This is a genomic window from Alteromonas sp. PRIM-21 (assembly GCF_027563165.1).
In the GTDB taxonomy this organism is placed as follows: domain Bacteria; phylum Pseudomonadota; class Gammaproteobacteria; order Enterobacterales; family Alteromonadaceae; genus Alteromonas; species Alteromonas macleodii_A.
Genome location: NZ_JADOEK010000022.1, coordinates 15,909 through 31,704 on the forward strand (window position 1 = coordinate 15,909; position 15,796 = coordinate 31,704).

Consider the following 15,796-nt stretch of genomic DNA (forward strand, 5'->3'; position numbering starts at 1 on the left):
ATTAGTCGCGACAATAGATATTTTACATCGCAACAATACTCGCGTTCAGCCTTGTGTTGTCTATAATACGCGGCTTATTTTCGCACTTACTTTGCTAGGTATAAACCTAGCCCACTTACACATAGGTGAATAAATTGTCAGATTGGAGCATCGAAGAAGCGGAGCGCGTCTATGGCGTGTCTCAATGGGGTGGTGGCTATTTTCAAATTGGTGAAAATGGCAATGTCCATATTACCCCTGTTCCTGAAGATCCTAGCATTCGAATCGACTTTAATTCGGTAATAGAAGATATCCGTAAAGAGGGCGTACAGTTTCCCGTTGTAGTGCGATTCCACGATATCTTGCGCTCGCAAGTTGCCGGTTTGAACAAAGCTTTCAGAAGCTCAATCGAAGAAGCCGAATACCAAGGCCAGTACCAAGGTGTGTATCCGGTAAAAGTTAACCAAATGCGTGAAGTGGTTGAAGAAATTGTTGATGCAGGTAAGCCTTACAATTACGGCTTAGAGGCAGGTTCGAAAGCTGAACTACTTACCGTATTGGCAATGAATACCAACGAAGACTCGTTGACGATCCTTAACGGCTATAAAGACGATGAAGTAATGCGTCTTGCACTGTTAGGTAGAAAGCTTGGTCGCCGAGTTGTTGTGGTAGTGGAAAAGTATACCGAACTGCTTTTACTCGTGAAAATTTCAAAAGAGCTTAACATCGACCCGATTATCGGTGTGCGCTCTAAAATGACCGTGAAAGGTCGAGGTAAGTGGGAAAGCTCTGGTGGCGAACGTGCGAAATTCGGTTTGACCATTACAGAAATCATTAACGCAGCCCGCTATCTTGAAGAGCAAGGCATGGCCCATTGCTTAAAGCTGCTTCATTTCCATATTGGCAGTCAGCTGACCGATATTCGCGCGGTTAAAGAGGCGGTAACTGAAGGTGCACGTATTTATGCAGACCTTCACAAAATGGGCTTTGCGCTGGACTATGTTGATGTTGGTGGCGGTCTTGGTATCGACTACGACGGCAGTAACTCAACGAACGAGTCTTCGCGTAACTACAGCATGCAAGAATATGTTGCCGACGTTGTCTATGGCATGAAGGAAATGTGCGACCTTGAAGGTGTACCGCATCCTCACTTGGTAAGTGAAAGCGGCCGTGCGATCACCGCTCACCACAGCTGCGTTATCACAGAAATTGTGGGTGAGATTAAGTCCAATGCATCGCACATGGACACTTCGGCAAAAGAAGGCGAGCACTTCTTTTTGAAAAACATGCGTGAACTTGCCGATACGTTTGATGAACAAACCAATATGCACGAGATTTACAACGATGCTTCTCAGTATAAAGAGCAAGCGCTTGATGCATTTAAGCTGCGCGTACTTACGTTAGAAGAGTTAGGCAAAATAGAAACCCTTTATTGGGATATCATGGGTCGCTTACAGAAGTGGTATCGCAACGAAGAATACGTACCTGAAGAGCTACAAGAGCTAGATTACAGCTTGTCGTCTCAGTATCTGTGTAACTTTTCAGTGTTCCAGTCGGCCGCTGATACGTGGGCTATCGACCAGCTTCTGCCAGTAGTACCGCTTATTCGAATGAACGAAGAGCCGTCGGTAAACTGCTCACTGGTGGATATTACGTGTGACAGTGACGGTAAAATAGACCAGTTCACTATTGGTCGCGAGATCACTGATGTGCTGCCAATGCACCCACTTAAGAAAGACGAGCCTTACTACATTGGTTTGTTCTTAACGGGCGCGTATCAAGACGTAATGGGCGACATGCATAACTTGTTCGGTCGCTTAAATGAAGTGCATATTTACAGCTACGATGACGATCCGGAAGATTTCTACATTGAAGAAGTGGTGAAAGGTTCGTCGGTAGAAGATGTGCTTAACGTTATGCAATATAACCCGCGTTCAATGGCATCTGATGTTAAGCGCATGATAGACAAGCACGTGTGGGATGGTAACTTAAACCCTCGTGAGGGTGTTCGCTGGACTGATTTCTACGAGAAGTGCTTAGCGGGTTACACTTACCTTAAGCAATAAGATGCGATAGTGAATAAACTAGAGCCTGCTATTTCTTAATATATAAATATCACTTAAGTTTCGCAGGTTCATAAAGCCGATGCCGCTACTACTTAGCTGCGTCGGCTTTTTTCAAATAGCGCTTCCAAAGTTCCGCTGTTGTAGAGTTAATCATATTTGATTCTGCGTTCAACAGCATCACATAGCCGACTTTCCTCTCCGGCATAAAGGCAACGTCGGCGCGATAGCCTTTTACCCAGCCACCATGATAGTTGAGCTGCACGCCATTTAAGTCATAAATACGCCAACCCAAACCATAATGCGCATCGTCTATCATCCCGCGCCAGCCCCTGCGATAGGTTTCACGCTTGGTTCTGACGCGTTTTGTTGTGACATAATCTACCATTTCCTCAGAAATCACCGTTGGGAATTCGCCAAGTAGCGCCTGCAAATAAATGGTCATATCTGAAATGCTGGCATTAACACCTGCAGCGGGAGAAAAGCGGTAGTAGTTGCTTTCAACTTTGCCTTCACGCCATTTATTTCTAGCAATAGCGATGTGTGGTTGTGCCCATGACTGTGATGCCAGCAACCCACCTTTACCGACGCTGGCGGTCTTCATGCCTAATGGCGAGAAAAGGTTTGCCTGAAGCTGGCGTGAGTACGAGGTATTGTTGTTGCTGAAGTAGTACTCCAACGCCCCGAAAAGTGCATTTTGATAGGTGTAACACTCGCCAGGTGCACACAAGGGCTCAAGCTCACCAAGGGATTTTAGTACACGCTCTAACGAATAGTCGGCTTCAATCAGATTGTCGTAGGCGTTAGGCATAAAACCACTGGATTGCCCTACAATATGTTGCAGCTGCAGCGCGCCCATTCCTTTTCCTGTAAAAGGAATGTCGGGCAATAAAGTAGAGATGGGGGTCTCCCAGCTAAGCTGGTTTTTCTCTACAAGCTTGGCAGATAAAAGGGCAGTGAAGGTTTTTGAAACAGAGGCTAGCCTGAATACTGTATCTTCGGTAACGCTTTTCCCGCCTTTTTTACGGGTTTTTCCGTAAACGTAAACCCGCGGCGCTTTCCCCTGTTCGTAAAACACAAAAGCATAACCAGGGACATTGTATTTTAACGCTTCTTTTTTAACGTGATTTGCGTAGTCATCTAACCAATCTGCAGAAGCACTTTGCGTTATGACCATAAGTGTTGCAAATAGCCATAGTGGAGCCAGGCTCAGTAGTGAGAAGCGCGAAGAGTTCAGCATATAGTCAGCTCATTGTGCCTGTGACTTCAATATTACTTCACAGGGCGTTCATTATTATTATCTCGTTATTATGCGTTTAGCCGCATCAATGATCAAATGTCGCTAATTATACTCACTGATACTACCCCTAATTTTATAGAGTACCGATTTTGTCGCACTTACTGATTAAAGACACGATACACTATGCTCAGGTAACGAGTTTAGGGCGAGCGCTGCATACTTATGTTAGATAACGATGTTGTGCAAGATGAAGGGGCTTCAGAAAGCGAAGGGTTAGGTCAGTCTGCGTTCTCTAAAGCGAGACTTAGCAGAGATCCGCGTTTTGACGGTCGATTTTTCGTTGCAGTAAAAACCACGGGCATTTTTTGCAGACCGATTTGCCCAGCGCGCTTGCCTAAAGAAGAGAATGTTACTTATTTCGAACATGCGACTCAGGCTATGGCGCAAGGCTATCGTCCTTGTTTTCGGTGTCGACCCGACAGCGCGCCTCGTTCTGCGGCTTGGAAAGGCGTGGGCGCAACAGTAAGTCGAGCGCTATCGCTATTATCTGCCATTCCTATAGAGAGTGTGGCAGATATTGCCTGCCGGTTAGGGATAAGTGAACGCTACCTAAATAAGCTGGTCGTTAATGCGGTAGGCATATCGCCTAAACAGTTTCAAAATATGCAGCGCGCTTTGTTTGCAAAACAGCTTATTCAACAAACTCATTTGTCTATGACGGATGTATCTGTAACCGCAGGTTATCAGTCGCTTAGACAATTGCAGCGAGCTGTAGAACAATATTGCGATACCTCGCCGACACAGCTTAGGAAAAAGCAGGGCGCTGAACAAAAGTCCATATCCCTGTTTCTTGCTTATCGCCCTCCGTATAACTGGCCCTATGTACGTGATTTTTTAGCTGCGCGCGCCATTGAGGGAATGGAGCTAGTTACAGAAAACAGTTATCAGCGCTACTTTTCAAGTCATTCCAGTGCTGGTGTCTTCAAAGCAGAACATGACCACGCGCGCAACGGCTTCAATGTTCACATTGATATGCCGGATTTACGCGCTCTTCATACCGTAATAGAAAACATCAAGCTGGTTCTAGACCTTCACGCCGACCCATTATTGATAGAGCAAAGCTTAATGCAAGCAGGGCTGTCACAAAAGCAGCTAACATCAGGTCTACGCCTTCCTAGCGCGTGGAGTGTATTTGAAAGCGGTTGCCGCGCTATTGTCGGGCAGCAAGTCAGTGTAAAAGCGGCTATCGGACAAGTAACGCTACTTGTACATCTGCTAGGCGAAAGGGTATCAAATGTCGTTTCTTCGCAAGACTTTGATACCGAGACGGGTGAGTGCTATAGCTTTCCTACACCAGAAACTGTCGCGGACAATAATCTAGAGTTTTTGCGTATGCCACAGGCCCGAAAAAACGCGTTGCGCAGCTTTGGACAATTATTTGTTGGCGATGGCGTGCCAGCCCATGAAGATATACTTGCAATTAAGGGTGTGGGGCCCTGGACACTAGATTATTTAAAAATGCGTGGCGAGAGAAACCCAGATATTTATCTTGGAGGCGATTTAATTGTTCGTAAAGTGGCACAGCAGTATCCGCTGGAGCCTGATAAGGCGGCGCCGTGGCGCAGTTATTTAACCCTTCAGCTTTGGCAACTTAGCAACCAGCAAAAAAAGGCTTAACCATGGTATACACAGGTTTCGTTAATAGCGAGCAAGGCCCAGTCAAAGTAGAAGCGACTGATGAGGGAGTAACAGCCATTGCGTTTTTAAACGTAGATGAAGCTGAGCGATTTCCTCCAGTGGGTCCTTTTATAATAGGTGATAAAAGCGAAGTGGCCACTTACTCCGGTAGTGCTTTAAAGACGATTCAAAAGCAAACCAATGAAGAACAATGCAACTTTCATGATGATGAGGTTTACGCGCATCCCCGTTCACGAACTAATGCACTCACCGATGAAGCGTGCCGTCAGCTTAAGGCGTACTTCGATGGGCAGCTTCAGAAGTTCGATTTACCGCTTACTCCTAAAGGCACCGTGTTTCAGAACCAAGTATGGCAGGCTTTACAGCAAGTTAAGTACGGTGAAACGGCCAGTTATTTAGATATTGCGAAGGCAATAGGCAACCCAAAAGCCGTTAGGGCCGTGGGTATGGCAAATGGTCGTAACCCTATTGCTATTGTCGTGCCTTGCCATCGTATAATCGGCAGTAATAAAACCCTAACGGGCTACGCAGGTGGTTTACCGCGTAAGCAGTATTTACTTAATTTAGAGGGGGCCCAAGGGGTGTTGTGGTCATAAGAGAATGGGTCATAAGATAATGGTGATAAAAAAATGGCAATAAGAGACATTATTTCACTGTTGGTATTAGCAGGGATATGGGGCGGTTCGTTTATTTTTATGCGTGTTGCGGCACCAGAGTTTGGCATTTATGTGCTGGTGGCAATTCGTACCTTGCTAGCAACGGCAGTACTATTTCCTCTGCTGTTGTTGCGTGGCTCGGTTAAAGATATTAAGCATCACTGGCTTGCCATAGCGCTAGTAGGGTTGGCAAATACCGCCGTCCCTTTTGTGCTTTTTAATTACAGCAGTCTGCACTTAGAGGCAGGTGTTAACGCTATTTTGAACGCTACCGCACCCATGTTTGGGGCTATCGTTGCTTGGCTCTGGTTGGGCGATAGACTAACAAAGTCAGCGGTTGTTGGGCTCTTTGTTGGCTTTGTCGGCGTTACCGTTATTAGTCAGCAAAAGCTTGGCGAGGGCGATATCAGCTTCCTACCCATTTTAACTGCGCTTTTAGCTACTACAGGCTACGGAATTGCAGCGTGCATGATGAAAAAATGGCTACAAGGGGTTAAGCCTTTAGTTGTGGCCACAGGCAGTCAAGCTATGGCCAGCATTATGTTGGCACCTTTTGCACTTGCAACTCTGCCAGACACAATGCCAAGCGTTAATGCATGGGTAAACGCCGTGGCGCTAGCCGTCGGTGGTACCGGTATCGCGTATATCTTGTATTTCAAGCTTATCGCCGATATAGGCCCGGCAAAGGCGATAACTGTCGCCTACTTAGTGCCGCTATTCGGCATAATTTGGGGCGTACTTTTCTTGCAGGAACATTTGTCAGCTCAAACCATAGTGGGGGGCTTAATGATTTTGTTTGGTGTTGCGCTAACCACAGGCGTTCTCAAACGAAAACGCCTTAAAGTTAAACCTGCTTAAATCGAAGTTTGCCTGGGCTAGTCTATCAGCTGCATTCTTACTAAATTGCTGCCGTCGCGCTTAGCTTGATAAAGCGCGTCTTCAGCATGCGCGGTTACTTCGTGCATAGCGCGAGTTGACGCAGTATATGAAATGCCAATAGAAGCGGTAATTACTACCTCGGGTAAATCTTGCAGAGGAGGAAGCGTAGCGATGCCGTGGCGAAGGTTTTGCGCCATGTCAAATGCCACATGAGGGCCAGTGTGAGGCAGTAGAATAATAAACTCAGCGCTACTCCATCTACCGACTACATCCTGTTCGCGCATGTGCTCGGCTAAGTAAGATACTACTTTATCTAGAATGTCATCGCCCGCGTTACGTCCATGGGCGTCAACAATTTCTGAAAGTTCATCAACACTGACTAACATAATGCTTAGCGATTTGTGCTCGGCCAGTAGCGTTTTATAAATAAGCTGTAAATTATCCTTTTCAGGCAGACGGTTGCTGTGGCGTACCACTAAGTCTGGCTGCATATCTTTTCTGAAATAATAAAGAAGATTGTAGATCAGCAAGAACAGTGAGAATACAACAACCAGCAATGTTACCACGCTAAAGATAAACGCCTGAGAAATTTCTGCCTGGCGATCTTCTAACGGACTTAAAAGAAATACGGTCCACCCGAATTGATTCAGTTTAACCTCGGCAATAAGGAAGTCTTTTTGGTCGATAGTAACTAGCTTATTATTTAAAGCTTGCTCGCTTTGAATAGTCATGGGGAGACTGGCATACCAAGGGAGCTCTGATAAGTTAGTAAAATCAGAATAAGAGGCAATAAGGCTTGGGTCTGAAGACAACATAATGTCACCCTCGCCATCTACAAATAAGAAGTCATAGCCGTATTCTTGTTTGTAGGTATCAAATACTTCAATAAAGCTGCGTAAGCTTTTTCCTACACCAAAAAAGCCTAAAAAGCGGCCATCTTCATCGTGAATTTTTATATCAATATAAAAGTGCGTGTCTTCCCATTTGCCAATATCGGCAACAGCATCGGCGGGATAATCGCGGTATTTAAAGTACCAGCTTACTTCACCTTCAATAAGGTTAATAATGCTGCCATCAGAATTGTATTGCTTTCTGTCTGCTTCGCTGGCTATGAAAAAAGATAAACCAAATTCATTTTCAAGACGATCCAATGTTTTGAAAACGGCTTCTTGGTCTATAGTCTCCCCATCCATTAAGTCTACTAGTTCGGTAGAGTGGCCGAGTGCTTCAGAAATATGCAATGGCTTAAGAAGTTGCTCAACGATAAGCGAAATCGCAGGCGACAATGACTGTTGCTGCGCTCGACTTTGTTCGGCAACGATTTTTGAAATACTGAAATGAACCAGTGTTACTATGGCGATAACCACTACCGCAAATAACACTAGAATACTTCTATGTAGTGTACGAAATGTGTTCACAGACTGCGCATGCTCCCTTGCCTGGCTGAACCTTACCTAGTTAACAAGTATACCTGTTGCAATAATGAACTACTAGGCGATTTATCTTAACTTAGACTAAATAACGAAGAGGGATAGCGCAACGCAAAGTCGTCCGGTCAGACCTCGAAATGAAGATATCGCTGACATATTATTGTCCCTTAGTTACACTATGCTCCGTTTTTTCATTCTCTTTGCGAAATAAAGGAATTATATGGCTTTCTCAGTGGTTGTCTTAGCAGCGGGTAAAGGTACCCGTATGAAGTCGTCGTTGCCAAAGGTATTACATAAAGTGGGTGGCGTACCTATGGTGCAGCGAATTATCAACACCGTAAAATCACTAGGTGCGGATAATATTCATTTGGTCTACGGTCATGGCGGTGACCAGCTGAAGGAAACGATAGCTGAAGATAATTTAAATTGGTGCTTACAGGCCGAACAGTTAGGAACAGGCCACGCTGTTCAGCAAGCAGCTCCTCATATTAAAGACGATGAAGATGTACTTGTTCTTGTTGGCGACGCACCACTTATTCGCGAAGAAACATTGAGCGCATTAAAAGCAGCGAAGGAAAGCTGTGACTTAGCCTTGTTGACCGTGAATTTAGACGACCCAACAGGTATGGGCCGCATTATTCGCGAAAATGACAATATTACTGCGATAGTTGAGCACAAAGACGCTACAGAAGCACAGCGTGAAATTAAAGAAATCAATACCGGCATGATGATGATGTCCGGCAAAGATCTTAAACGCTGGCTGGGCGAGTTAAGCAACGACAATGCACAGGGCGAATATTACCTTACTGATGTTATTGCAATGGCTGCCGCTGAAGGCAAGCGCATTCAGTCTGCTCAGCCGCAGTCGGCTGTAGAAGTGGAAGGCGTAAATAACCGTTTGCAGCTAGCTAACTTAGAGCGAGCGCTTCAACATCGACAAGCCGACGAGCTAATGACGAACGGGGTTACCTTGTTGGATCCTGCGCGTTTCGATTTACGCGGCCAGCTAGAAACTGGTAATGACGTGATTATCGACGTTAATGTGATTATTGAAGGTAAGGTTACGATAGGCAGTAACGTTACTATTGGCGCTAACTGTATCCTGCGAAACTGTACCATTGCCGATAACGCCGTGATTGAAGCAAATTCTATTGTTGAAGAAGCCAGTGTTGGTGAAGCTTGTACAGTTGGCCCTTACGCAAGATTGCGCCCTGGTGCAGTAATGCAGAAAAATGCCAAAGTGGGTAATTTTGTAGAAATGAAGAAGGCCACGTTAGGTGAAGGTGCCAAAGCGAACCATCTAACCTATTTAGGCGATGCAGAAGTTGGTGCTAAAGCGAACATTGGCGCAGGTACAATTACCTGTAACTATGATGGCGTGAATAAGTCAAAAACCGTGATAGGCGAAAACGCTTTTATCGGCTCCAACTCATCACTTGTTGCGCCAGTGAATATTGGTAATGGCGCCACTGTGGGGGCAGGCTCAGTAATTACGTCAACAGTAGACGATAACGTACTAGCCGTTGCCCGTGGTAAACAGCGCAACATTCAAAATTGGCCGCGACCGACTAAAAAATAAAAGCAAATCTGGGTCAAAGGCTGCTAACAGCACTTAAGCACTAGGGCTGGCAAATACAAACCGTTATTTGCTAGCCTAGTACCTTAGTCGTTTTACCAAAAAACTTTACCTGTGAAACACACGACTGTTGTAAGCCTTTGGTGTAGGACATTAAAGCAAACATCTAGCGCAAGGTTTCAGCACTAGCATTTAGCGCGTAGTCGCAAGCTTAACTATTTTAGTTAACCTTCCCACTTCAAGTTTTTCAAATAATGGACCATCCGATATTTTCACTAACCATATTTACTGATAGTGTGTGTTCACTTACCTTAAAATAGCTAATTTCATGGAGCTGCTATGATATCTACACTAATCGTCGGCTTTGGATTTTCAGCCACTACGTTCCATTTACCATTTCTAAATTACCTTCCGCAGTTCTCGGTAGATGTGGTTATTTCATCAAAACCCGATGTGGTTAAGGCGCTCTTACCTGAAGCCGAAGTGTACAGCTCGTTAGAAGAAGCGTTAAAAATTCACGATGTAGACTTGGTTGTTATTACAACGCCGAACCATCTTCATGGTCCGCAAGCTAAATTGGCACTGGAGCACAGTTGCCATGTGTTGGTAGAAAAGCCATTCACACTGGATAGCGAAGAAGCAGAAGCGCTGGTAGCACTTGCAAACGGCCAGAACAAACAGCTTTGTGTATATCAAAACAGGCGCTTTGATGGCGATTTCCTTACAATTAAAAAGCTTATCGACGACGGTGTAATTGGTGAGATTAAACGCTTGGAAAGCCGTTTTGATCGTTTTCGCCCAGTACCTCGTGATAGATGGCGTGAAAACGAAGGCCCCGGCAGCGGTATCTTCTGGGATTTAGGGCCGCATTTAATAGACCAAGCATTACAGCTTTTTGGCAACCCGAAAGCCGTGTCTGCAAATATAATGACGTTACGTGAAAACGGGCAATCCAATGACACCTTTGATATCACGCTTCACTATGGCGATAAGGTTATAAAATTGGGTAGCTCGGCTTTTCAGGCGGGCGCAACCTTGCGCTACGACCTACAAGGCACAAAAGGTAGCTTTCGAAAGTTTTATCTGGACCCACAAGAAAACCACTTACGAGCAGGGCTGTCTTTTGACGATGCAAGCTGGGCAATAACCAGTAATAAAGAACATGGCGTGCTAACGGTGGCAAGCGAGAGTGGCGAGTTGCTGGAAGAAACTATCGAAACACGTAAGGGGGAATACCTAACGTTTTTCAATCGTCTTGCTCACGCCATTGAAGACGGTAAGTTCTCGCCAGCTGATGCAAGCACAGTCGTACCTGTTATCAAGGTCATTGAATTAGCTATACAAGCAAGTGAGCAGAAGCAAACGCTGTCGTTTAATTAAACAAACTATCTTGATCAAAGTTTCAATTTAACTTACGATGCTTTCAATTTGTAATCCATAGCTTTCGTTTTGAAAGTTATGGGTTGTGAGAAGCGTATTATTTACGAAATACTCATGAAGCTAACGCGCTAGAACGTTTGTACAACAAGCTCCCAACGCGCAGGCAAGCGCTAAAGTAATTCGTAAAGCCATTGAGGTTATATTGAAAAGTAGTCAATCAGTTGAACGGCGCCGCCAGCAGATAGTGGCGTGGGTGAAAGAACACGGTCAGTCACAAGTTGAAGATTTGGCCGTGCGTTTTGCTACCTCTGAAGTCACGATAAGAAAAGATCTTGCTGCCCTTTCTCAGCAAGGTTTGCTTATTCGTCAGTTTGGTGGCGCTGTACCTGTGCCATCAATAGCCTTAGATACTCACTCTTCTCAATCCATCACTAATGAAGCTTACTCAAGCCAGATGGCTAGCCCAATAATTAAAGCAATTGGTCAGTGTGCGGCAGGTTTAGTTAAACCGGGCAATAAGATAGTTATAGATTGCGGCTCAACTACTGCGTCAGTCTTGCCTTACCTATCGGATATTGATGACTTAGTGGTAATGACCAATACGCTATCCACTGCCAATTATCTTACCCAAAGTGCTAAAGAGCCTACGGTGTTAATGGTAGGAGGGACATGGGATGCCCAGTCTCAGTCGTTCCAAGGTGCAATGGCTGAACAGTTAGTTAGCGCCTATAGTTTTGACATTGCGTTTATTGGTGCAGCGGGCATTGATGTAAACAGAGGCACTACCACCTTTAACGAACTTATTGGTGTGACCCGGGCCATGGCCGAGGCTGCATCAAAGGTGGCGGTATTAGCCAGCTCAAAAAAATTAACGCATAAAATGCCTAACCTAGAGCTGAGCTGGAAAAACATTTCTGTTTTGATTACTGATGAAGGCATTAGTGATGAAGACAAACTTAATATTGAAAATCAGGGCGTGACCGTGCTTATTGCAGCGCCGAGTGGAGAATAATTATGTGTGGAATTGTTGGCGCTGTTGCTGAACGTAACGTGGTAGAAATTCTTCTAGAAGGATTAAAAAGACTAGAATATCGCGGCTATGATTCAGCTGGTGTAGCGCTATTGCAAAACGACGGTACGCTCAACCGTATTCGTCGTACAGGTAAAGTACAAGAGCTGGCTGACGCGGTAGCAGCAGGCGAAGCCTTAGGTACTACAGGAATTGCACACACCCGATGGGCAACCCACGGTGGCGTAACTGAAGCGAATGCTCACCCGCACTTTTCGACCGAGCGCGTAGCCGTTGTTCACAACGGTATTATTGAAAACTACGTAAATTTAAAAGCTCAGCTAAAAGAAAAGGGCTACACCTTTACCAGCGACACTGACACTGAAACCATTGCTCATACAGTGCACGAAGAACTAAAGTCGGGTAAAGCTCTGCTTGATGCAGTACAAAGCGCGGTTAAAACTTTTCACGGCGCTTATGGCACCGTCATTATGGATAAAGAAGACCCAAGCCGCGTAGTGGTTGCACGCTCAGGCAGCCCGCTAGTTATAGGCCTAGGGCTTGGCGAAAACTTCATTGCATCGGATCAAATGGCACTTCTGCCAGTAACCCGTCGCTTTATCTTTTTAGAAGAAGGTGATGTAGCAGAGATTACTCGTCGCGACGTTAAGATTTTTGATAAAGACGGTAACGCCGTCGAGCGTGAGGTGATTGAGTCAAACGTAGAGCACGATGCGGGCGACAAAGCGGGTTATCGCCACTACATGCTTAAAGAAATACACGAACAGCCAACGGTTGTGCGCAATGCGCTTAAAGATCGTATTGATGAAAACGGTCTTACCGCAGATGTATTTGGTAAAGGTGCTGATGAAATATTTAAAAAGGTTAAACACGTTCAAATTATTGCCTGCGGTACTAGTTACCACGCTGGAATGACGGCGCGCTACTGGCTAGAGCAGTACGCCAATGTGTCGTGTAACGTAGAAATTGCATCAGAGTTTCGTTATCGCAAGTCAGTGGTTCACCCAAACAGCCTGCTTATTACAATTTCTCAATCAGGCGAGACTGCCGATACGCTAGCCGCACTTCGCTTAGCCAAAGAGCTTGGCTATATGTCTAGTTTGACCATTTGTAACGTTCAGGGCTCGTCGTTGGTACGCGAATCTGACTTAGCATTTATGACCCGCGCTGGCGCGGAAATTGGCGTAGCGTCTACCAAAGCCTTCACTACCCAGCTTGCTGCTTTCCTTATGCTAACCCTTGCATTAGGCAAAGAGAATGGTATGTCAGAGGCCGACAGCAAGGCCATAGTATCTGCGCTTCACAGCTTGCCTGCCAAGCTTGAAGAGACCTTAGCTATCACTGGCGGCATCGAAGATTTAGCTGAAGAATTTGCAGATAAGAACCACAGTTTGTTCCTAGGTCGTGGCGATCAATATCCTATCGCCATGGAAGGAGCGCTTAAGCTTAAAGAGATTTCTTACATTCACGCCGAAGCCTATGCGTCTGGTGAATTGAAACACGGCCCGCTTGCGCTAATTGATGATGAAATGCCGGTAATTGTGGTGGCACCCAATAACGAACTGCTTGAAAAGCTAAAGTCGAACGTTGAAGAAGTGCGTGCCCGTGGCGGTATCATGTATGTATTTGCCGATAAGGATGCCGCGTTTGCAGGGGATGAAACCATGCGTGTTATTGATGTGCCGCACTGCGACGAGCCAATTGCACCTATCATTTATACCTTGCCGCTACAGCTATTGAGCTACTATGTAGCGTTGATCAAAGGTACGGACGTTGACCAGCCTAGAAACTTGGCAAAGTCAGTTACAGTGGAATAGCTCAACGCTGTTAAAGCAACTTTAATGTCACATCCAAACTAAGTTGGAAAGTAGCTATTTAGGCAAATGATATCCAAAAGCCTAAAAGTCATCTCCATATCTCATTAGAACAATATAAAAACCAGCTGCATTTTGTAGCTGGTTTTTGTATGTAGGCTGTAACTCTTTACACATATCCAGCGGGCTTAGTTTTCAATTTTTTACCGCTGTTGTATGCATTTCCAATCTCTCTGAAATCGAACATGTTCATTTTAAAACTTGATATAGACACTTGTTGAGCGCCATGCACATGAGTAATTAGCTTTTCATGGCGCTCTTTATATGGAGCTTTAGCCACAGAACCTCCAAATTCGCCTGTATTAACTAATACAACATGTTGGTACATATGATAAAACAGAGCGTCGACCATAGAGTCAAAAGTATTTACATCCATATTTAAAGCCGGAATCAGATAAGCATTAGACTTACCTTTTAAGTCAGCACTCATTTTAATATCAGTTGAGTCAAAGCAAATGGATCCAGTCATTCTGAAACCAGTCTCACCTTTAAATGCAGGATGTATTAATTCAATAAATAGTTGATAAGGTCGCCAAGGCTTAATATGTTTCACTTCATCCTTCATCATGAACTGCTTCCCTTGAAGACGCTCAATAAAGGATCTGCCGCTTTGTCTCTTGTTGGGTATTATCCACTTTGCAACATTATTTGGCCCTTCGACATTTGGTATGTTTGCAAAATTTAATCCGGTAAAAATCATAGCTCCTGTTTTATCTGATAAGCGTTTTAATATATCTATATCAGCATCGTTAACAGCTAATTCTGGCCACACAATTAGGTCGATTTTCCCAGTTATATCAGTGCCTACAGTTTCATGACTATATTTCTTATGTAGAATTAATTCTGCTACTGCTGCAACATGACGACGATGTTTTACTCGGTACTCTGATGTATCTAGCATTAGTCCATGCTCTAGAAAATCAGACTTTTGTGGTAATAAAGACTGCACCATAACAACGTCTAATTCCTGCTTATCTTTATTCCAGTTCAGGTTTACTTTTTCTACATACCCAGGAATCATTGATAGTTTACAAAACAGGCTTTTCTGGTAATCAATGCGCTTCTCTATCAACTGTAGCAGGGTTTTAATACTCCATACCTTAGGCCATTCACTCTCAGTACCGTTTAACTGTAGCCCAGGCCATTGAAGCAATTGGAAAAGTAAATTTGTGAGCCAGCCACTCATCGGTGCAGATTGGCCGTTTAAAGATTCAGGAGAGTGCATTAATCCGAATTGACGTTTTATAAAACCAGATTTTATGCCTGTATATTGACCATTTTCTTGGATGTATCTATTAGAACCTGTCCAGTCTAAGTCTCCAATTAGGCAAGAGCGAATAAACATTCCAACATGATACAACGGCCGGTGTTCGTCTAGCACCCAATCAGGAACTCCAAATAAGGGAGATTCGTCAGGTTGAATATTTATTCTTAAGCTAGTATCTAAAGTTTGAATTTCATCCCAGTTAGAGCATTCAACCTTAGTGTTGGCGAGGTCGACTACATTGCTAAAGTCATACTCTTCTAAAGATACTTTAAGCAGGTGTAAGATCGCATTTTCATGAGAGAGTGGATTATTAACATGCTTGATAAGAGCCAACAAAGGATACGCCCTTTCATTGAATTTTGGCTCTACAGACTTTTGATAAATGCCCGATTTTTTAATTAGATATGAATGTTCTTGCTGCCAACTATAATTGTTCTTAGCTCCGTGCTTCACTAACTCTGAAAACAGGGTACTTGATTCAATAGCCAAGTTCTCTAATACATCGGGTAGGTTGCGTTTATTTAATGACTTTTTAAGTTTTCTTAATCCACTTTTTTTATTCACTTTTTCTAAAAAACTAGACAAAGATCTAATGACAAGCTCTGGATCACTTGAGAGCTGATAAGCCAAAAGAGAGTTAGAAATAAATTCTTGATGGGACATATCATTAGCTATAGATCTGAAACCTTTAATAATTTTGATTACAACATTAAAGTCTTTATCC

General features: G+C 44.3%; 10 protein-coding genes and 1 pseudogene. 8 read left to right on the plus strand and 3 right to left on the minus strand.

From position 1 onward, the window contains the following. The first annotated feature begins 134 nt into the window (after nucleotides 1–134). The gene (gene speA, locus IW644_RS19405; protein WP_269918984.1) at nucleotides 135–2,045 is read left to right on the plus strand and encodes a biosynthetic arginine decarboxylase; all 1,911 of its coding nucleotides are present in this window, start codon (nucleotides 135–137) and stop codon (nucleotides 2,043–2,045) included. Nucleotides 2,046–2,133: 88 nt separating this feature from the next. Here speA and IW644_RS19410 read toward each other — a convergent pair whose 3' ends face one another. Next, a complete protein-coding gene (locus IW644_RS19410; protein ID WP_269918985.1) occupies nucleotides 2,134–3,282 on the minus strand; it encodes a serine hydrolase domain-containing protein in 1,149 nt (382 codons plus the stop codon). Nucleotides 3,283–3,504: 222 nt separating this feature from the next. Between IW644_RS19410 and IW644_RS19415 the strand changes: the two genes are divergently transcribed. The 3 genes from IW644_RS19415 to IW644_RS19425 are packed head-to-tail and all read left to right on the plus strand — an operon-like array spanning nucleotide 3,505 to nucleotide 6,494. Next, a complete protein-coding gene (locus tag IW644_RS19415; RefSeq protein WP_269918986.1) occupies nucleotides 3,505–4,959 on the plus strand; it encodes a DNA-3-methyladenine glycosylase 2 family protein in 1,455 nt (484 codons plus the stop codon). Between the two features lie 2 nt (nucleotides 4,960–4,961). Next, entirely contained in the window at nucleotides 4,962–5,576 is a 615-nt protein-coding gene (locus tag IW644_RS19420; RefSeq protein ID WP_269918987.1) for a methylated-DNA--[protein]-cysteine S-methyltransferase, read from the plus strand. Nucleotides 5,577–5,609: 33 nt separating this feature from the next. Then, nucleotides 5,610–6,494, plus strand: coding sequence for a DMT family transporter (locus IW644_RS19425; protein ID WP_269918988.1), 885 nt, complete (start codon nucleotides 5,610–5,612; stop codon nucleotides 6,492–6,494). A gap of 17 nt (nucleotides 6,495–6,511) precedes the next feature. Here the strand turns inward: IW644_RS19425 and IW644_RS19430 are convergent, their stop codons facing one another. Further along, the gene (locus IW644_RS19430) at nucleotides 6,512–7,933 is read right to left on the minus strand and encodes a sensor domain-containing diguanylate cyclase (RefSeq protein WP_269918989.1); all 1,422 of its coding nucleotides are present in this window, start codon (nucleotides 7,931–7,933) and stop codon (nucleotides 6,512–6,514) included. A gap of 232 nt (nucleotides 7,934–8,165) precedes the next feature. Between IW644_RS19430 and glmU the strand changes: the two genes are divergently transcribed. The 4 genes from glmU (at nucleotide 8,166) to glmS (ending at nucleotide 13,748) form a co-directional block, all read left to right on the plus strand. Next, complete coding sequence (glmU, locus tag IW644_RS19435) at nucleotides 8,166–9,524, plus strand: bifunctional UDP-N-acetylglucosamine diphosphorylase/glucosamine-1-phosphate N-acetyltransferase GlmU (RefSeq protein ID WP_269918990.1); 1,359 nt, start codon at nucleotides 8,166–8,168, stop codon at nucleotides 9,522–9,524. A gap of 336 nt (nucleotides 9,525–9,860) precedes the next feature. Next, nucleotides 9,861–10,901: a Gfo/Idh/MocA family oxidoreductase gene (locus tag IW644_RS19440; protein WP_269918991.1), complete on the plus strand. Its 1,041-nt coding sequence runs from the start codon at nucleotides 9,861–9,863 to the stop codon at nucleotides 10,899–10,901. Nucleotides 10,902–11,103: 202 nt separating this feature from the next. After that, nucleotides 11,104–11,913, plus strand: coding sequence for a DeoR/GlpR family DNA-binding transcription regulator (locus IW644_RS19445; protein WP_269918992.1), 810 nt, complete (start codon nucleotides 11,104–11,106; stop codon nucleotides 11,911–11,913). A 2-nt stretch (nucleotides 11,914–11,915) separates the two neighbouring features. Next, the gene (glmS, locus tag IW644_RS19450) at nucleotides 11,916–13,748 is read left to right on the plus strand and encodes a glutamine--fructose-6-phosphate transaminase (isomerizing) (protein ID WP_269918993.1); all 1,833 of its coding nucleotides are present in this window, start codon (nucleotides 11,916–11,918) and stop codon (nucleotides 13,746–13,748) included. A 166-nt stretch (nucleotides 13,749–13,914) separates the two neighbouring features. Here the strand turns inward: glmS and IW644_RS19455 are convergent. Continuing rightward, nucleotides 13,915–15,796 (minus strand): annotated as a pseudogene (locus IW644_RS19455) (hypothetical protein); the annotation flags it as partial.